Source organism: Pseudomonas sp. 3JA (assembly GCF_036961705.1).
Taxonomy (GTDB): domain Bacteria; phylum Pseudomonadota; class Gammaproteobacteria; order Pseudomonadales; family Pseudomonadaceae; genus Aquipseudomonas; species Aquipseudomonas fluorescens_Q.
This window is the reverse complement of sequence record NZ_JBAMDJ010000026.1, coordinates 15,419-32,933: the sequence shown is the minus strand read 5'-3', so window position 1 is coordinate 32,933 and position 17,515 is coordinate 15,419. Positions and strand designations below refer to the sequence as shown.

Annotated in this window: 15 protein-coding genes and 4 tRNA genes; 7 read left to right on the top strand and 12 right to left on the bottom strand. The window is 59.1% G+C overall.

Annotated features, from left to right (window positions below; translation table 11 throughout):
• The first annotated feature begins 114 nt into the window (after positions 1-114).
• The 3 genes from flgM (at position 115) to V7773_RS19875 (ending at position 1,786) form a co-directional block, all read left to right on the top strand.
• Positions 115-432: a flagellar biosynthesis anti-sigma factor FlgM gene (gene flgM / locus V7773_RS19885; protein ID WP_063324728.1), complete on the top strand. Its 318-nt coding sequence runs from the start codon at positions 115-117 to the stop codon at positions 430-432.
• Positions 433-479: 47 nt separating this feature from the next.
• The gene (locus V7773_RS19880) at positions 480-947 is read left to right on the top strand and encodes a flagella synthesis protein FlgN (protein WP_336074659.1); all 468 of its coding nucleotides are present in this window, start codon (positions 480-482) and stop codon (positions 945-947) included.
• 92 nt (positions 948-1,039) lie between these two features.
• Positions 1,040-1,786 (top strand): flagellar brake protein, encoded by a 747-nt coding sequence (locus V7773_RS19875; protein ID WP_003204744.1) that lies wholly within the window; start codon positions 1,040-1,042, stop codon positions 1,784-1,786.
• Positions 1,787-1,848: 62 nt separating this feature from the next.
• On the opposite strand, the gene V7773_RS19870 is transcribed toward V7773_RS19875, so the two are convergent.
• The 5 genes from V7773_RS19870 to V7773_RS19850 form a co-directional block, all read right to left on the bottom strand.
• Positions 1,849-3,216, bottom strand: coding sequence for an MFS transporter (locus V7773_RS19870; protein WP_063324725.1), 1,368 nt, complete (start codon positions 3,214-3,216; stop codon positions 1,849-1,851).
• A gap of 70 nt (positions 3,217-3,286) precedes the next feature.
• The gene (locus tag V7773_RS19865) at positions 3,287-4,528 is read right to left on the bottom strand and encodes a glutamine synthetase family protein (protein ID WP_336074716.1); all 1,242 of its coding nucleotides are present in this window, start codon (positions 4,526-4,528) and stop codon (positions 3,287-3,289) included.
• A 261-nt stretch (positions 4,529-4,789) separates the two neighbouring features.
• Complete coding sequence (locus tag V7773_RS19860) at positions 4,790-5,482, bottom strand: sensor histidine kinase (protein WP_063324723.1); 693 nt, start codon at positions 5,480-5,482, stop codon at positions 4,790-4,792.
• Positions 5,475-7,082 (bottom strand): tetratricopeptide repeat-containing response regulator, encoded by a 1,608-nt coding sequence (locus V7773_RS19855; RefSeq protein ID WP_063324722.1) that lies wholly within the window; start codon positions 7,080-7,082, stop codon positions 5,475-5,477. Before V7773_RS19855 ends, V7773_RS19860 begins: the two co-directional genes overlap by 8 nt.
• A gap of 425 nt (positions 7,083-7,507) precedes the next feature.
• Positions 7,508-7,584 (bottom strand) — tRNA-Arg (locus V7773_RS19850).
• A gap of 526 nt (positions 7,585-8,110) precedes the next feature.
• On the opposite strand from V7773_RS19850, the gene V7773_RS19845 reads away from it, so the two are divergent.
• The 3 genes from V7773_RS19845 to V7773_RS19835 all read left to right on the top strand — a co-directional run bounded on the left by V7773_RS19845 (position 8,111) and on the right by V7773_RS19835 (position 10,103).
• The gene (locus V7773_RS19845; RefSeq protein ID WP_003204761.1) at positions 8,111-8,437 is read left to right on the top strand and encodes an Arc family DNA-binding protein; all 327 of its coding nucleotides are present in this window, start codon (positions 8,111-8,113) and stop codon (positions 8,435-8,437) included.
• Positions 8,438-8,590: 153 nt separating this feature from the next.
• A complete protein-coding gene (locus V7773_RS19840; protein ID WP_336074651.1) occupies positions 8,591-9,415 on the top strand; it encodes an AraC family transcriptional regulator in 825 nt (274 codons plus the stop codon).
• Positions 9,416-9,494: 79 nt separating this feature from the next.
• On the top strand, positions 9,495-10,103 hold the full coding sequence (locus V7773_RS19835; RefSeq protein WP_336074649.1) for a LysE family translocator: 609 nt from the start codon (positions 9,495-9,497) through the stop codon (positions 10,101-10,103).
• 250 nt (positions 10,104-10,353) lie between these two features.
• On the opposite strand, the gene mgtE is transcribed toward V7773_RS19835, so the two are convergent.
• Positions 10,354-11,796, bottom strand: a complete 1,443-nt coding sequence (gene mgtE, locus V7773_RS19830) for a magnesium transporter (RefSeq protein WP_072346428.1) — start codon at positions 11,794-11,796, stop codon at positions 10,354-10,356.
• A gap of 322 nt (positions 11,797-12,118) precedes the next feature.
• On the opposite strand from mgtE, the gene V7773_RS19825 reads away from it, so the two are divergent.
• On the top strand, positions 12,119-12,625 hold the full coding sequence (locus tag V7773_RS19825; RefSeq protein WP_336074714.1) for a cell envelope protein SmpA: 507 nt from the start codon (positions 12,119-12,121) through the stop codon (positions 12,623-12,625).
• A 40-nt stretch (positions 12,626-12,665) separates the two neighbouring features.
• Here V7773_RS19825 and V7773_RS19820 read toward each other — a convergent pair.
• From V7773_RS19820 to alaS, 6 genes are all read right to left on the bottom strand, one after another.
• Positions 12,666-12,742: transfer RNA gene (locus V7773_RS19820), tRNA-Arg, on the bottom strand.
• Positions 12,743-12,814: 72 nt separating this feature from the next.
• Positions 12,815-12,891, bottom strand: a tRNA-Arg gene (locus tag V7773_RS19815).
• Between the two features lie 107 nt (positions 12,892-12,998).
• Positions 12,999-13,089: transfer RNA gene (locus V7773_RS19810), tRNA-Ser, on the bottom strand.
• A 62-nt stretch (positions 13,090-13,151) separates the two neighbouring features.
• Complete coding sequence (gene csrA, locus V7773_RS19805; protein WP_003178872.1) at positions 13,152-13,340, bottom strand: carbon storage regulator CsrA; 189 nt, start codon at positions 13,338-13,340, stop codon at positions 13,152-13,154.
• Between the two features lie 186 nt (positions 13,341-13,526).
• The gene (locus tag V7773_RS19800; RefSeq protein WP_014339802.1) at positions 13,527-14,768 is read right to left on the bottom strand and encodes an aspartate kinase; all 1,242 of its coding nucleotides are present in this window, start codon (positions 14,766-14,768) and stop codon (positions 13,527-13,529) included.
• 91 nt (positions 14,769-14,859) lie between these two features.
• Positions 14,860-17,481 carry an alanine--tRNA ligase gene (gene alaS, locus V7773_RS19795; protein ID WP_336074645.1) on the bottom strand — a complete coding sequence of 874 codons (2,622 nt, stop codon included), beginning with the start codon at positions 17,479-17,481 and terminating at the stop codon, positions 14,860-14,862.
• Positions 17,482-17,515: the final 34 nt, after the last annotated feature.

Below are 17,515 nucleotides of genomic sequence, written 5' to 3'. Positions count from 1 at the left end.
CTTACGCAAAGGCAAGCGCAGACGTGCGCACGTTCATTGAATAAATGAGCCTAAAGTTTTTTTGGGAATGGCCGAAAACATGGCAAGCGTCCAAATACCCAGAGGTTTTTTACCATGGTCATCGATTTCAATCGTTTAAACAGCTCTTCACCGCTGACAGGCACTACGCGTACCAGCGCTACCAAGGAAACCGCCGAAGCCGGCAAATCCGCGCCGCTGTCTACACCAGCCGACCAGGTCAGCAATGGGGAGTCGGTACACCTCAGCAATGAGGCTCAGCAGTTGCAGAAGGTCACTGACAAGCTGCGCGATCAACCTGTCGTCGACAACGCCCGCGTGGCCGAGTTGAAAGCAGCAATCGCCGATGGCAGCTACAAAGTCGACAGCAACCGCGTAGCCAGCAAACTGCTCAACTTCGAAGCCCAGCGCTAGGCCGCCGCCTGCGCCAGGCTTTTGGACGCTAAGACCCAAGGCCAGCCATGCACAACACTCATTTATTGCAATTGATCATCGACGACTTCGTTCCAGCGCAACAGCTACTGGAATTGTTGCAGGCCGAATCCGTGGCACTGCACGGTCGTGACATGCCTCTGCTGGAGAATATCCTGGCGCAGAAACAGGCATTGATCATCTTGCTTGACCAGCATGGCCGCAAACGCAGCGAGATCCTCGCCAGCCTCAACCTGCCCGCCAGCCATGACGGCCTCGAGCAACTGGCCAGCCAGTCGACGATCGGCGATCAGCTGCGCTCCCAGAGCAAAGTACTCAACGACCTGCTCGCCCAATGCCAGGCAACCAATGCTCGCAACGGCCAGTCGATCCTGATGCAGCAGGCCGCCACCGCCAACCAGTTGCGCATTCTCAACGGTGGCGAGATCCCGACGCTGTATGACGCTAGCGGTTCAACGGCCAGAATGGTCAAGCACCGCCCGCTCAGCCAGGCATGAAACGAACAATGCCTTCGCTCTATCAACGCGCGATACATGCTGGCAAAATGCCGGCCATTCGTAGTCGTATTTTGCCTGGAGATTGACTCACCGTGTTCAATGCATCAAACGCGGATGATGCTCCGCAGCCCCCCAAGGTCCTCACCACGCCCCTGGAAATCTCCGGCAACCTGCGGATGCTGCAAGAGAGCCACGACCCACTGATCATCACCTTCCACGAACGTAGCCAGCGCTTCCAGAGCTATCTGGTCAACGTCGATCGCGAGACCAACTCCATCGCCCTGGATGAAATGATCCCCCGGGACGGCGAGCGTTTCCTGCTGGCCGGCGAGCCGTTTCGCGTCGAAGGTTTCCATGACGGCGTACGCATCGCCTGGGATGGCAAGGGCCCACTGACCATCGATGAATCCAGCGACGGTCGCTGCTATCGCGGCGCCCTACCCGACGAAGTGGTCTACCACCAACGTCGCAACGCCTTCCGCGCCGCCCTGAAACTGGCACAACTGGTAAGCGTTGAACTGGGCGGCGACAAGCTCAAGTCCCCCGTAGATGGCAAGTTGCTGGACATCTCCGCCACCGGTTGCAAATTGCGCTTTGACGGCGACATCACGGAGCGCCTGCAATTGGGCCAGGTGTATGAGCGTTTCATCGCGGCCCTGCCTTTTGGCAACATGACCGCGCCAGTCGAGCTGCGTTACCTGCATTTCGAAGAAAGGATCAACACCACGTTCGCCGGTGTACGCTTCCATAACATCAGTGGCCTGGTGCAACGGCAGGTCGAGCGGTTCGTCTACCAGCTCCAACGAGAAGCCCGGCGCTTCGATAAAGACGACCTCTGATTTTTCGAGGCATGAAAAACGGGCAGTCCCTTGCGGCGACTGCCCGTTTTTTTATGCCTGCTTCAAGGCCTGGCCTGGGTAAAACTCGGCGTCTCGGGCGCCTCGGTTTCAGTTTCAGCCTCGGCCGCAGCCTCAGTGGCCGGCTCGGGCTCCACGTCCGGATTGGCCGGCGCCTGCATCTGCTCCTGCACCACCTGCTCATCCACCCGCGGATCAAGACACGCCACCAAAGGCGAACTCGACATGCTGTCCGGCATCGCCACGTGATGCAACGGTGCGTCATCGACCTGATGCAGGTTGGTCACCGCTTTCGGTCGGATCCGCCACACCAGTACCAAGGCGAAGAAAGCGAAAAAGCCGTAGAGCATCTGGCTACCGAACATTTTCATCAGCACGCCGGCCACCAGCGGCCCGATGCTGGCTCCCACGCCATAGGTCACCAGCAGCATCGCGGTCAGGGACACCCTTCGATCAGCTTCGACGTGGTCGTTGGAGAACGCTACCGCCAGCGGATACAGGCAGAACTGCACCAGCGAACAGAAGAACCCCGCGACGAACAGCACCTCCAGCGGCACCGTCGGAAGAATCGCCAATGGCAGCGCACAGATCGTCAGGACCAGCGCAAAGCAGCGGATCAGCAGCGCCCGGTCATATCGATCGGACAGCCAGCCCAGGGGCCACTGCACCAGCAGTCCGGCGAAGATGCAGCTACCCATGAACAGACCGACCTGCTCGGTCGACAGACCCTGCTGAGAGGCATACAGCGGCGCCAGACCATAGAACGAGCCGACGATCAATCCGGAGCCCAGCACCGTACTCAATGACTGCGGCACACGCTTGATGAAGAAGCGCGGCTCCATGGGCGCCGGATGCAGCGCCGCCGGGTGAATTCGCCGGGTCAGTGTCACCGGCACCAGGCACAAGGCGAAGCACAACGCCACCAGCATCAACAGCTCAGGCCCCAGGGCCGGGTGCATGACCAGGATCAACTGCCCCAGCACCAACCCCAGGTACGAGGCGATCATATAGCCGCTGAACACCACCCCACGCTGCTTGGCATCGGCTTGCTCGTTGAGCCAGCTCTCGATGACCATGTACTGGCACATCATCCCGAGGCCGACAATCATCCGCAGCACGACCCAGGCCGGCAGCCAGTCCACCAAGCCATGGCCCAGCACGGCCGCCCCGACAATCCCGGCGCAGGCCGAATAGGCGCGGATGTGCCCGACGCGGGCGATCAGCCGATGACCGATCTTGCCCCCCAGCACCAGGCCGAAATAGTTGGCGGCCATCAGCGCACCGACCCAGAGACTGTCCACATGGTCGGCGGCCAGGCGCAAGGCCAGGTAAGTACTCAAGAGGCCCGAGCCGATCAACATCATCAGCGAAGCGAAATAAAGCGCTCGAAAAGGTTTCCAGATTTGGCGCATCGGCGTTCCGAGCGGCTCCTTGAGGTGAGTAAGGGCTACCTGTTGAAGATAGCCCGAATGCGACGGTTCGTTATGCCTGGGCCGCGAGGACACGTCGCTCCCAAGGCGTGATTTCATCGAAGAAGCTGGTCAGCTCCAGGGTCTTGGAGGCGATGTAGCCTTCGATGAACTCCGTACCAAACAGTTCCTTCGCCAGATGACTACGCTTCAGACGCTCCAAGGCGGCATGCAAGGTACATGGCAACGACAGTTTATCCGGCACTTCGAATTCACCCTGGATCGCCGCGCTCGGCTCCAGCCGATGTTCAATCCCATACAGCCCGGCGGCCAGGCTGGCGGCAATCGCCAGGTAGGGGTTGGCATCGGCCCCGGGCAAGCGGTTCTCGACCCGTCGGGCCACTGGCGAACTGGCGGGAATCCGCAGCCCGGCCGAACGGTTGTCATGGGACCAACAGGCATTGTTCGGTGAGGCGAACGGATGGCACAGCCGCTGGTAGGAATTCACGTTCGGCGCGAACAACGCGGTGAAGTCCGCCAGGCACGCCTGTTGCCCACCGATGAAATGCCGGAACGCGGCCGTCGGTTCGCCCGCTTCGTCGCTGAAAACGTTACGACCGCTGCCCTCCTCGACGACGCTCTGGTGGATGTGCATCGAACTGCCCGGCGTGTGGGCCAGGGGCTTGGCCATGCAGACCACCGTCAGGCCGTGCTTGAGGGCCACTTCCTTGAGCAAGTGCTTGAACAGGAAAGTCTGGTCGGCCAGCAGCAGCGGGTCGCCGTGCAGCAGATTGATCTCGAACTGGCTCACGCCCATTTCATGCATGAAGGTGTCGCGAGGCAGGCCCAGCGCCGCCATGCAGGCATAGACTTCACTGAAGAACGGGCGCAGGCCATTGTTGGAGCTGACGCTGAACGCCGAATGGCCGTCTTCGCGACGCCCATCCAGGCCCATCGGCGGCTGGAACGGCTGGGTCGGGTCCGGATTGGGGGCGAACACGAAAAATTCCAGTTCGGTCGCCACCACCGGCGCCAGGCCAAGGGCGGCATAGCGCGCGACAACGGCCTTGAGCTGGCCCCGCGTCGAGAGCCGGGAGCTTTCACCGGTCAACTCGTCGGCATCGCAGATCGCCAGGGCACGGGGCTGCTGGCTCCAAGGCAGGCGATGAATCTGTTTCGGATCGGCCACCAGCGCCAGGTCGCCGTCGTCGCTGCCGTAGAAACGCGACGGCGGATAACCGCCCATGATGCATTGCAGCAGCACGCCCCGCGCCAACTGCAACCGCCGGCCTTCGAGGAAACCCTCAGCGGTCATTACCTTGCCCCGCGGCACGCCATTCAAATCCGGCGTGACACATTCAATCTCATCAATGCCCGTCAGTCGCTGCGCGAGTGAACGCTGGCCATCGGTCGTCATGACGCAATCCTTGTTATGTGCGAGCCGCGAACGGCAACCCGTACAAAATAGGCTTCGGCTGTTCGGAATATCAAGCACCCACAGACAATAAACACCGAGCGCGGGAATGTGAGATTCCGTGTGGGGATTTGTGGGGGCTGCGTATTTATGAGCGCACGCTCAAGGCAAGTAAAGCCGGAACACCCCACCACCCAACACACCGCCATTGGCAATCTCGGTACGCCCGCTCACGCCGCCGCGCTGGTGCAGCCGGGCGATCCGCGCGGCGAAGTACAGACCCAGCCCGGTGCTGCCGCTGCTGTGGTTGATGCCCTGCACGTACTCGGCCTGACGCTCGATCATCTCAGGCGGGTAACCTTCGCCGTCGTCATTGAGGGTCAGCACCAGCTGCCCGGCCTCGTCGCTCACACTGATCAGCAGCGCCTGGCGCGCATGGCGAATGGCATTATTGATGCAATTGTCGAGCACCGAAGCAATCAGTTCACGGTCGAAAAAACCCAAGGGGCTGAGCGGATCGACTTCATAGGTGACCATGATCCCGCGACTGCGGAACACGTCCTGATGGCCGGCCAGTTGCGCCTCGATGAAGTCGTCCAGCTCATGGTAGGCCGGGTGTAGCGGCAACTGGTTGACACCGAGCTTATACAGCCCCAGCAGTTGCACCAGCAAACCATTGAGATGGGCGAATTCGAACTCGATGACGCCTTGCTCCGAGGTCTGGCGCTCGGCGTCGGGCAAGCGCTCGAGCCATTGCGTATGCGTCTGCATGAGCAAGGTCAGGGAGTTCTTCATGTCGTGCACGGTCGATGCGATCACCGTGGAAAAATCGAGGACCTGTTCGCTGTCATTCATCGCCAAATGCCTTGCTTCGCAGTTTTTGATAACGCGCAAAACGCGCATCGGTGTCGGGCATCATGCCCACCAGTTTCAGGCAGGCGCGACACTCCTGCAGCAGTTCCGACTCCACGCTGGTGTCGGTGCCATGCAGCAGCGATTGCGCCATGTTCAGGGCAATACTGATGTTCTTCGGTTGCATCTTCAGGGCGCGGCGGAACAGCTCCCGCGCCTCCGGCAACGCGCCGGTCTTGTAGACCCGCACGCCTTCGCGGTTCAGCTCGGCGGCGGCATTGCCTTGATTGAGGATGTTCGGGTCGTCGGTCAGCTTGGCGATGCCTTGCATCACCGTCGGGTCATCACCGTAGATTTCCGCGCAGTTCTTGAGCATCGACTCGCCGGCGCTGGCCTGGCCAAGCATTTGTAACTGCTTGGCCACCAGCAACGCGGCCTCGGCGCTCATGAATTGCTCCATGCCATCGAGGCGCTGCAAAGCCTGTTCGGTGAGCTTCTCGGCGGTTTCGGCATCGTTGAGCAACAGGCTGGTGGCCTTCATCAGCCGCGCCCGGACCTGCAACCCCGGGTCGTTGAGGTTCTCCTTCGCCACGGCACTGAGCGTGGTGTTGATCTCCAGCCGGGTGCGGGTATCGAGGCCTTTTTCGCTGCCCTTGCTGATCAGCGCATGGGCCAGGCCGAGGTTGCTTTCCGGATCCTTGAAACGTGACTGCGCGCCCTGCCCGACCGCCTGGCGATAAGCCCGGGAAGCCGTGTCATAGTCTTCGTTGGTCATCGCCAACTTGCCCAGCAACGACTGACGGCGCACCGCCAGCGGCGACAGGCGCACCGCCTCTTCCAGCACATGCTGCGCCTGCTTGGTGTCACCTTCGGCCATCAACACTTCGGCCATGCCATCGTACAACGCCGGCATCATTGGAAAGACTTTCAGGGCCTTTTCATAAACGGCCTTGGCCTGCCCCACCTGGCCGCGCTTGAACATCAACTTGCCCAGCCCCGCGTAGGCCCACGGCAACGGGCGATCCGCGAGGATGGAGTTGTACAGACGCTCCAAGGCCTCGTTCTGATTCAGGTCGCGCAACGCATCGGCCCGATAACGCAGGCACAACGGCCCGTAGCGCGGGTCCTGCTTGCACAAGGCGATGCAGGCATTGAGCACGTCCATCGGCTTGCCACGATCGAGGGCTTGCAGGATCGGCTTGAGCAGGGTCTTGCGCTGCTCGAGCCGCTCCAGCCGCTGGGCCAGGCCAGAGCGGTTGAACGGTTTGGTCAGGTACGCATCGGGCTCATGCTCCAGGGCACTGAGCACCATCGCCTGGCTGGTCTCGGCGGTCACCATGAGAAACACACTTTCATGGCTGATCAGCTTTTCGACCATCAGGTCTTCCAGCACTTGCTGGCCATTCTTGCGCCCATCGCCCAGGTGATAGTCCTGCAAGATGAAGTCATAGCGTTTCTGCGAGCACATGCGCAGCGCCACTTCACCGGTGTCGGCGGTGTCCACGTCCTTGACGCCCAGCTCACGCAGCATGGACCGGATCGAACTGCGGAAATCCGAGAAATCATCGACGATCAGAAAACTTTTTTGGTGGTACGCCAGCATCGAGGATGTCCAGGCAAGTAAAAAAATAACCCAATGGCATAACAACGAAACGCCGTGTCACAAGCCCGAGGCGCGCAGATGATAGCCACCAGCCAGCAACGTTCAAGGGATTTCAGCAATCGCTTGGCCTGGCTGTGTCGTGACGCACATTGCGAGCCAAAACGCAGGAGACAACCGGGCTCATCGGGTTATCGGCAGCAGATGGCGTTCCGTTAAGGGGAAGCTGTAGGGAAAACCGAGTGCAGAAAATCAGACCGTGGCGAGAAAGCTTGCTCCCGCTGGGCCGCGCAGCGGACCCGTTTTTTGATGGCTGCTGCGCAACCGAGCGGGAGCAAGCTCCCTCGCCACAAAGAATGCATTAAGAAGTGGGGACCAGGAAAAAAAACGAGAGCCGGGCAAAAAAATCGCTAAATCTTTGATTAATATGGTGTCCCAGGGCAGGTTCGAACTGCCAACCTTCCCCTTAGGAGGGGGATGCTCTATCCAATTGAGCTACTGAGACACGAGTCGACCACAAGAGATGCGGTGCGCAGGACGGCGTGCATGTTAACGACCTGCCCTACGTTTGTCATGTCGCCCATGGCTTTTTAAGTGTAGGCAAATAGTACTCCCCTGTAAGGCTGGCAGATTCTGGACGCCGAGCGCGGGCCGCCATTCATCTGTCCTGGCTCGCTCATCCTAGTAAATCGGCCATTTGCCACTATCCTGTACAAGACAGGGATGGCACAGGTTTTTGTCCATTTCCGTTATCCGCCAGACGGTATGGCACATAGACACAATTCGACGGTCACAAATGCGAACCTGTTGTTTTTTACCAACCAGTCCGCATTTTTTGATGAAGGATACTGGCAGAACGCCTTTACCCCGATCAGAATTTGTCACAGAATTGGCGCCAATGATCTGGCAATTTTGAGGCATGATGCGGGCCTCTTAACAATTCAGGTTGAACATTTGGCAATGGAGCTTGTCCTATCGACATCCTGCGGCCAATCCCGAGAACCGCTCCCCTGAACTAACCGGTTAAATATATGCGCCCATTGAAACAGGCAATTTATTCCAGCCGTACGGCTGACAAGTTCGTCGTACGTCTGCCAGACGGAATGCGGGAACGCATTGCCGAAGTGGCTCGCAATCATCACCGCAGCATGAACTCTGAAATCATCGCTCGTCTTGAGCAAAGCCTTATTCAGGAAGGCGCGTTGGGTGAAGAGTTGAGCATGCGCCTGGACAGTCCAGAGCTGTCATTGCATGAGCGCGAACTGCTTCAACGCTTCCGACAACTCTCCCATCGCCAGCAGAACGCCCTCGTTTCGCTGATTGCCCATGACGCAGAAATGGCCGCAGACGCGACCTGATAGCCCAAAAATACTCAAGCCAGCCTCGTGCTGGCTTTTTTTTGCCTGGCGTTTGGCCTCAGCCTGCTTTTCAAGCACTCATAGAGCCATCGAACCAACACCACTGCTGATCCATGGCCGTAATGCTAAATTGATCCTCTAAAAAGTACGGGCATGGAGGCCTGCATGACAGGTCACACATTCAAGATCCAAAGAATTCCAGGGCTGGGCGTGGAAATCGTCGAGGCCGATTCAGATCGAACGTTCGCCCGGCACATGCACGAACATTTTGGCATTGGCTTGCTTGTGCGCGGGGCGCAACGTTCAGCCAGCGGCCGAGGCCAGGTAGAAGCGACGGCTGGCGACCTTATATCGGTCAATCCCGCCGAAGTGCATGACGGCGCGCCCATCGGAAACGGAACGCGTCGTTGGCAGATGCTGTATTTCGACCCGCTGCTGATTGCGCAGGCATTCAAGGATATGGAGAACGATGGAGGCATCTGTGCCCAGGAATTCGCTTATCCGGTGCTGCAAAGCCCCCGTGCGGCAGAATTGTTCCGCACTTTGTATCAAGCCCTCGCTCAAGCCGAGGAATTTGGCGCTCACCTGAAGATCGAAGAAACGCTCGTGCTTTTGCTCGAACATTTGCTGGATCGCTCCATGCCGATATCGTGTTTGCCGAAGGTCGCGGCAAACCGTGCAAAAGCCTTGATCGACGACGATCCGCAGTCGTCCATGTCGCTCGCCCTGCTCGCCAGGGAGGCCGATCTAAGCCGCTTTCAATTGGTACGCGCTTTCACCCGCCTGACCGGTTTGACACCCCACGCCTATCTGCTGCAACGACGCATCCACCGAGCACGACAACTGATCGCTGCAGGCATGCCGCTGGCCGATGCGTCCCTGGCCAGCGGTTTCGCCGATCAGAGCCATATGACTCGATGCTTCGTGCGCAGCTTTGGATTCTCACCGGGCATGTACGCCCGGCAAGGACACCCGTAGCAACCTGCAATTTCGTTCAAGACGCCCCTCCTCACAGCAGGCAGGCTGGAGACTTCACAACTGCCAAGGTCGGCGTCGCATGAACCTCGAATTTTTTATCACTTCCCTGATCGTGGCGGCCTCGCCTGGCACTGGCGTGGTCTATACAGTGGCAGCCGGCCTGGCCCGGGGCTGGCACGCAAGCGTGGTAGCGGCATTGAGTTGTACCCTGGGGATCGTGCCGCACATGCTGGCAGCCATCACGGGCCTTGCTGCACTGCTGCACACAAGCCCACTGGCCTTCGAGATCATCAAGTACCTTGGCGTCGCTTACCTGCTGTGGATGGCATGGAGCACGCTCCAGAGCCATGGGGCATTGCATATTGATCAGCACAAGACCCCACGCTCGAACGGCGCGGTGATTTTTTCGGGCATCTTGGTCAATCTGCTGAATCCAAAACTGTCGATTTTTTTCCTGGCCTTTCTACCGCAATTTCTCGCGCCAGGAGAAACGGATGCCATGTGGCGCATGTTGCAACTGAGCTTCATCTTCATGGCGATCACCTTTGTCGTCTTCGTCATCTATGGCGTGCTCTGCGCATCGATGCGCCGCCATGTTCTGGAGCGTCCATCCGTGTTGCAGTGGATACGTCGGCTATTCTCGGTAGCCTTTGTGCTACTGGCTGCACGACTGGCGTTGATGCAGTGATGCGCAGGGGATTTTGCGTGATGAAAAAACCGCCAAACAGACTCGCGAAGGCGATGTGTCAATGTGCTCGCGATAGCGGTGCTGCAGTTGCATAGGGGCTGGACCTGCCTGCTGCTCGTGTCTTTGGTTCTTGACGCCCCGCAAACCAAAAGAAACGCAAAAAAAACGGCGCCTCCCATTTCTGAAGGAAGCGCCGTTTTTTCTATGTGGACAGTATTACGCCAAACAGGCGGGTTTTTCGATGAGCGACTCAGAGCAGGAAAATCGTCGCCAACCCCAGGAAAATGAAGAACCCGCCGCTGTCGGTCACCGCGGTAATCATGACACTGGCACCCATGGCAGGATCGCGCCCCATGCGAGCCAGGGTCATGGGGATCAAGACCCCCATCAATGCCGCCAGCAGCAGGTTGAGCGTCATTGCGGCCGTCATGACCACCCCCAGCGACCAACTGCCATAAAGCAGGTAAGCCACCACACCAATCACCCCCCCCCAAATCACGCCGTTGATCAAGGAAACCGCGAGTTCCTTGCGCATCAATCGCGAGGTATTGCCGGTGCTGACCTGGTCCAGTGCCATGGCACGGACGATCATGGTGATGGTCTGGTTACCGGAGTTGCCACCGATACCGGCGACGATGGGCATCAGCGCCGCGAGCGCCACCAGCTTCTCGATGGAGCCTTCGAACAGGCCGATGACCCGGGAAGCGACAAACGCCGTGATCAGGTTGATCGCCAGCCAGGCCCAGCGGTTACGCAGGGACTTCCAGACCGAGGCGAAGATGTCTTCTTCTTCGCGCAGACCGGCCATGTTGAGGACTTCGCTTTCGCTTTCCTCACGAATCAAGTCGACCATTTCATCGATGGTCAGACGGCCGATCAGCTTGCCGTTCTTGTCGACCACCGGTGCAGAAATCAAGTCATAACGTTCGAACGCCTGGGCCGCATCATAGGCGTCTTCGTCCGGGTGGAAACTCACCGGATCGCTGGCCATGACCTCGGCCACCTGCTTTTCCGGGTCATTGACGAGCAAACGCTTGATGGGCAGCACGCCCTTGAGCACGCCGTCGTAGTCGACCACAAACAGTTTGTCAGTATGCCCCGGCAGTTCCTTGAGACGACGCAGGTAGCGCAAGACCACTTCAAGGCTGACATCCTCGCGGATCGTCACCATCTCGAAGTCCATCAGCGCACCGACCTGCTCCTCGTCATAGGACAACGCCGAGCGCACACGCTCGCGCTGCTGGCCGTCGAGGGCTTCCATCAGTTCGTGGACAACGTCCCGCGGCAGTTCGGGCGCAAGGTCGGCGAGTTCGTCGGCGTCCATTTCCTTGGCCGCCGCCAGCAACTCATGATCATCCATGTCGGCGATCAGGGTTTCCCGAACCGAGTCCGACACTTCGAGCAGGATGTCACCGTCGCGATCAGCCTTGACCAACTGCCAGACCGTCAGACGCTCTTCCAGTGGCAAGGCTTCAAGAATGTAGGCAACGTCGGCGGAGTGCAGGTCATCGAGCTTGCGTTGCAGCTCGACGAGATTCTGCCGGTGGACCAAGTTCTCGACCCGGTCATGATGCGGGCCTTCCTGGCGATGCGTCAGGTCTTCGACGACCCGCTGGCGCTGCAGCAGCTCAACGACTTGAGCGAGACGATCCTGAAGGCTTTCCTGCGTTTTTTTTACTTCTACTTGGGTCATAGGCGAACTCCACTCCCAGCAGTGGAGCACGCCGGAAGCATCAATCAGTTAATTCATGATTGGCAAAACTTAATATTGAGTAACTACTGGGTAAGTCCATGGATATATTCCAAAGCCCCGGCGGGGCTGACGGGCGCAATCATACACCGCTTGACGCTTTAAAACGCTAAAAAATCATGGCAAGAACAAGCGCTTGCGAGACAAACCTGAACACAGGCTGAACCTGTTCCTCTGCGACGACTTATCCGGAAAAGAAAACACACGCCGCGGCAGAAATGCGGCGACTACTCTTCTCTTCTGCACCGTCAAGGAGGACGACCGGATGCACCTCAACCACTGCCTGTTCCTGCTCGCCTGCTTGCCTTTATGGGCTGCCGGGCAGACCGTGCATCGCTGCGAAAACATCGCAGGGCACGTGACATTCACCACCCTGAGCTGCGGCCCGGAAGAAGCTCTGTCACTACAACAGATCCATCCGTACCGCCCAGGTTCGATCGAACCGACAATCAAACCGACGACCGAGGCGATGCTGCCTGAAGCGGAGCGCGGACAAACATCCAGCAACAAAACCACGCGCAAGGAACCGACCGTGATTGGCCAGTTCCAGGACCGCTGCGGGAACCTCATCGACGCCAGGCGACGCCGCGACGCCATCCTGGGCCGACGCATCATCGCCGGCATGAGCCAGCAGGACGTCGAGAGCGCCCTGGGCAAGCCAGACTCGATCAAAGTTCGGAATTCGAGCACGCGCTATACCTACAAGGCGAAGAAAGGCCGCAGCGCAGAGGTCGTGTTCGATGAGAGGGGATGCGTGAAAGGCAAATCGTAGACAGCAAAAAGCCCGCGTTTAACGCGGGCTTTTTGGTGTTTGGTGCACTCGACAGGATTCGAACCTGTGACCGCTCGGTTCGTAGCCGAGTACTCTATCCAGCTGAGCTACGAGTGCAAGTTGTGGTTTTATACCAGATCACAACTGGTTGAAGCCAAGTTATTTGCATTGCTGCAAACAACTCTTAAATGGTGCACTCGACAGGATTCGAACCTGTGACCGCTCGGTTCGTAGCCGAGTACTCTATCCAGCTGAGCTACGAGTGCATTTGTTGCCGCGCATTATAGGTCGTCAATTCCTTTTGTAAAGCGCTTTTTTCAGTAATTTCAATCACTTACTGAGCAAGCCAGGTTTTGACGCACTAAACGAATAATGGCGGAGAACGGGGGATTCGAACCCCCGACACCCTTTTGAGGTGTACTCCCTTAGCAGGGGAGCGCCTTCGGCCACTCGGCCAGCTCTCCGCAACACGGGGCGTATATTAACCACCTTCATCCCCGTTTGCAAACATAAAAATCGATAAAAATTAATGGCTTGGTTCGTCGTCCTTCTCTTTCTTGATACGCAGGTAAATTTCCTCGCGGTGTACAGCAACCTCTTTCGGGGCATTGACGCCGATACGCACTTGGTTTCCTTTGACGCCGAGCACGGTCACGGTGATTTCGCCATCGCCAATAATCAGGCTTTCTGCACACCGACGGGTCAGAATCAGCATACCTTTCTCCTCACGCAATTCACTTAAGGGACAACAGTCTGCAAAAAAAAGGCATTGGACCTACAACCGAAACGGTCGAAGCCTACAAGCCTAGTATTGACCAGCGCGGGCAAAAGAACAGTTTTGGGACGCGCCATTCAGAAAAACAGAGGGCGCGGTCCAGCCGCGCCCTCCAGACAACGCTTTTTACTCGCCCGGCTGGGCAGCAGCGTCGAGTTCGAAAGCCGTGTGCAGGGCGCGCACGGCCAGTTCCAGGTACTTCTCTTCGATCACCACGGAAACCTTGATTTCCGAGGTAGAGATCATCTGGATGTTGATGCTTTCCTTGGCCAGGGATTCGAACATGCGGCTGGCCACGCCTGCGTGGGAACGCATGCCGACACCGACGATCGAGACCTTGGCGATCTTGGTATCACCCACCACTTCCCGGGCACCGATCTCGCCAGCGGTCTTTTTCAGGATCGCTTCGGCAGACTGGTAGTCGTTGCGGTGCACGGTGAAGGTGAAGTCAGTGGTGTTATCGTGCGAGACGTTCTGCACGATCATGTCGACTTCGATGTTCGCGGCACTGATCGGGCCGAGAATCTTGAACGCCACGCCGGGGGTGTCTGGCACGCCACGGATGGTCAGCTTGGCTTCATCGCGGTTGAAAGCGATGCCGGAAATGATCGGCTGTTCCATGGATTCCTCTTCATCAATAGTAATGAGGGTGCCCGGACCCTCTTTGAAGCTGTGCAGAACGCGCAGCGGAACGTTGTACTTGCCGGCGAATTCGACCGCCCGGATCTGCAACACCTTCGAACCGAGACTGGCCATTTCCAGCATTTCTTCGAACGTGATCTTGTCCAGCCGCTGGGCCACAGGCACCACCCGTGGGTCAGTGGTGTAGACACCGTCCACATCGGTGTAGATCTGGCATTCGTCAGCCTTGAGGGCCGCCGCCAGGGCAACCCCGGTGGTGTCGGAACCGCCACGGCCGAGGGTGGTGATATTGCCCTGCTCGTCCACGCCCTGGAAACCAGCGACGACCACGACACGGCCAGCCTTCAGGTCGCCGCGAATCTTCTGGTCGTCGATCTGCAGGATACGCGCTTTGTTGTGCGCGCTGTCCGTCAGGATACGCACCTGGTTGCCGGTGTAGGACACCGCTGGCACGCCACGCTTGATCAGCGCCATGGCCAGCAAGGCGATGGTCACCTGCTCGCCAGTGGAAACGATCACGTCCAGCTCACGGGGAACCGGTTGCTGGTCGCCGCTGATTTGCTTGGCCAGATCGATCAGACGGTTGGTCTCGCCGCTCATTGCCGACAGCACAACCACCAGGTCATCGCCCGCTTCACGGAATTTCTTAACCTTGTCGGCGACTTGTTCGATTCTCTCGACAGTGCCGACCGAGGTGCCTCCAAATTTCTGTACGATCAAAGCCATTTCAAAGCCGCCTCTGCCCATGAAGGGCGCCCAATAAATCACTCAAACAGCGGCCGGGCTCGTCACTAGACCACGAGCCCGCGACGCTGCCTTAAATACCCTGCTCTACGAATGCAACGGTCTGGGCCAGTGCCGCGTCCAGGGCGCCGACGTCGGTACCACCGCCTTGCGCCATGTCCGGACGACCACCGCCCTTGCCGCCCACTGCCGCAGCGGCTTGCTTCATCAAATCACCGGCTTTGAGTTGGCCAGTCAGGTCTTTGGTCACGCCTGCGACGAGAACGACCTTTTCCTCATGGACACTGCCGAGCAGGATCACTGCGCGGCCGAGTTTGTTTTTCAGTTGATCGACCAGCGCCAGCAGTGCCTTGCCATCCTGGCCGTCCAGACGCACGGCCAGCACCTTCACGCCCTTGACGTCCACGGCCTGGGCCGACAGATCGTCGCCCGCGGCGCTGGCGGCCTTGGCCTGCAACTGCTCGAGTTGCTTTTCCAGCAGGCGGTTGCGCTCCAGCACAGCCGACAGCTTGTCGATCAGGTTGTCGCGGCTGCCCTTGATCAGGGTTGCCGCTTCCTTGAGTTGTTCTTCAGCCGCGTTGAGGTACGCCAGGGCTGCGGCGCCGGTGACCGCTTCGATCCGGCGCACACCGGATGCCACGCCACCTTCGCTGATGATTTTCATCAGGCCGATGTCGCCGGTGCGGTTGGCGTGGATACCGCCGCACAGTTCAACGGAGAAATCGCCCATGCTCAGTACGCGCACGCTGTCGCCGTACTTCTCGCCGAACAACGCCATCGCGCCCTTGCGCTTGGCGGTCTCGATGTCGGTTTCTTCGGTTTCCACCGGGGAGTTCTTGCGAATCTCGGCGTTGACGATTTCTTCCAGCGCCTTGAGCTGCTCAGGCTTGATGGCCTCGAAATGGCTGAAGTCAAAGCGCAGGCGCTGACTGTCCACCAACGAACCCTTCTGCTGGACATGCTCGCCCAGCACCTGGCGCAACGCCGCGTGCAGCAAGTGCGTAGCGGAGTGATTCAGCGACGTGGCATGCCGAACGTCGGCGTCGACATGGGCGGCCACCGGGGCGGCGATCATCAGGCTGCCCGACGCCAGCACGCCGTGGTGCAGGAAGGCGCCGCCGGTCTTGGTGGTGTCACGCACGTCGAAACGCGAGCTGCCGGCCTGCAGGTAACCGCTGTCGCCGATCTGGCCGCCGGATTCGGCGTAGAACGGAGTCTTGTCCAGCACGATCACGCCTTCCTGGCCTTCGCTCAGGATGTCGACCGATTGCCCATCCTTATAGATGGCGACGATCTTGGCCGAGCCGGTGGTGCCCGCATAACCGGTGAACTCGGTGGCCACGTCCACCTTGACCAGGCTGTTGTAGTCCATGCCAAAGGAGCTGGCGGAACGCGCGCGCACCCGCTGGGCTTCCATCTCGCGCTCGAACCCTTCCTCGTCGAGGGTCAGGTTGCGTTCACGGGCGATGTCGCCGGTCAGGTCCATTGGGAAGCCGTAGGTGTCGTACAGCTTGAACACCACGTCGCCCGGGACCACGTTGCCCTTGAGTTCGGCCAGGTCCTGCTCGAGGATCTTCAGGCCTTGCTCCAGGGTCTTGGCGAATTGCTCTTCTTCAGCCTTGAGCACGCGCTCGATATGCGCTTGCTGGGACTTGAGTTCCGGGAAAGCGTCGCCCATCTCCGCCGCCAATGCCGCAACGATCTGATAGAAAAAGCTGCCCTTGGCGCCCAGCTTGTTGCCGTGACGGCAGGCGCGGCGGATGATCCGGCGCAGCACATAGCCACGGCCTTCGTTGGAGGGCAGCACACCGTCGGCAATCAGGAAGCCGCAGGAACGGATATGGTCGGCCACCACTTTGAGCGAAGCCTGGTTATCGTTGGTGCAACCGATGGCCTTGGCCGAAGCGCTCAACAGGCTCTGGAACAAGTCGATTTCGTAGTTGGAATGAACGTGCTGCAGCACCGCACTGATCCGCTCCAGGCCCATGCCGGTGTCGACCGACGGCGCTGGCAGGGGATGCAACACGCCATCGGCGGTGCGGTTGAACTGCATGAACACGTTGTTCCAGATCTCGATGTAACGGTCGCCGTCTTCTTCCGGCGAGCCGGGTGGGCCGCCCCAGATGTCGGCGCCGTGATCGTAGAAGATCTCGGTGCATGGGCCGCACGGGCCGGTGTCGCCCATGGTCCAGAAGTTATCGGAGGCGTAAGGCGCGCCTTTGTTGTCGCCGATACGCACCATGCGCTCGGCCGGGACACCGACCTGTTTGGTCCAGATGTCATAGGCTTCGTCATCGCTGGCGTAGACCGTGACCCAGAGCTTCTCCTTGGGCAGGTTCAACCACTTGTCGGACGTCAGGAAGGTCCAGGCGAAGGTGATGGCGTCGCGCTTGAAGTAGTCACCGAAGCTGAAGTTACCCAGCATTTCGAAGAAAGTGTGGTGACGAGCGGTATAACCGACATTTTCCAGGTCGTTGTGCTTACCACCGGCGCGCACGCACTTCTGGCTGCTGACCGCACGGGTGTAGGCACGTTTTTCCTGGCCCAGGAAGCAGTCCTTGAACTGGTTCATCCCCGCGTTGGTGAACAGCAGGGTCGGGTCGTTGCCCGGAATCAAAGAGCTGGAGGCTACTCGGGTGTGGCCTTGCTCTTCGAAGAAGCGAAGGAAGGCTTCACGGATTTCTGCGCTTTTCATTAGGTTCTTCCACGGAGGCTGCGGCCAAAGGCCT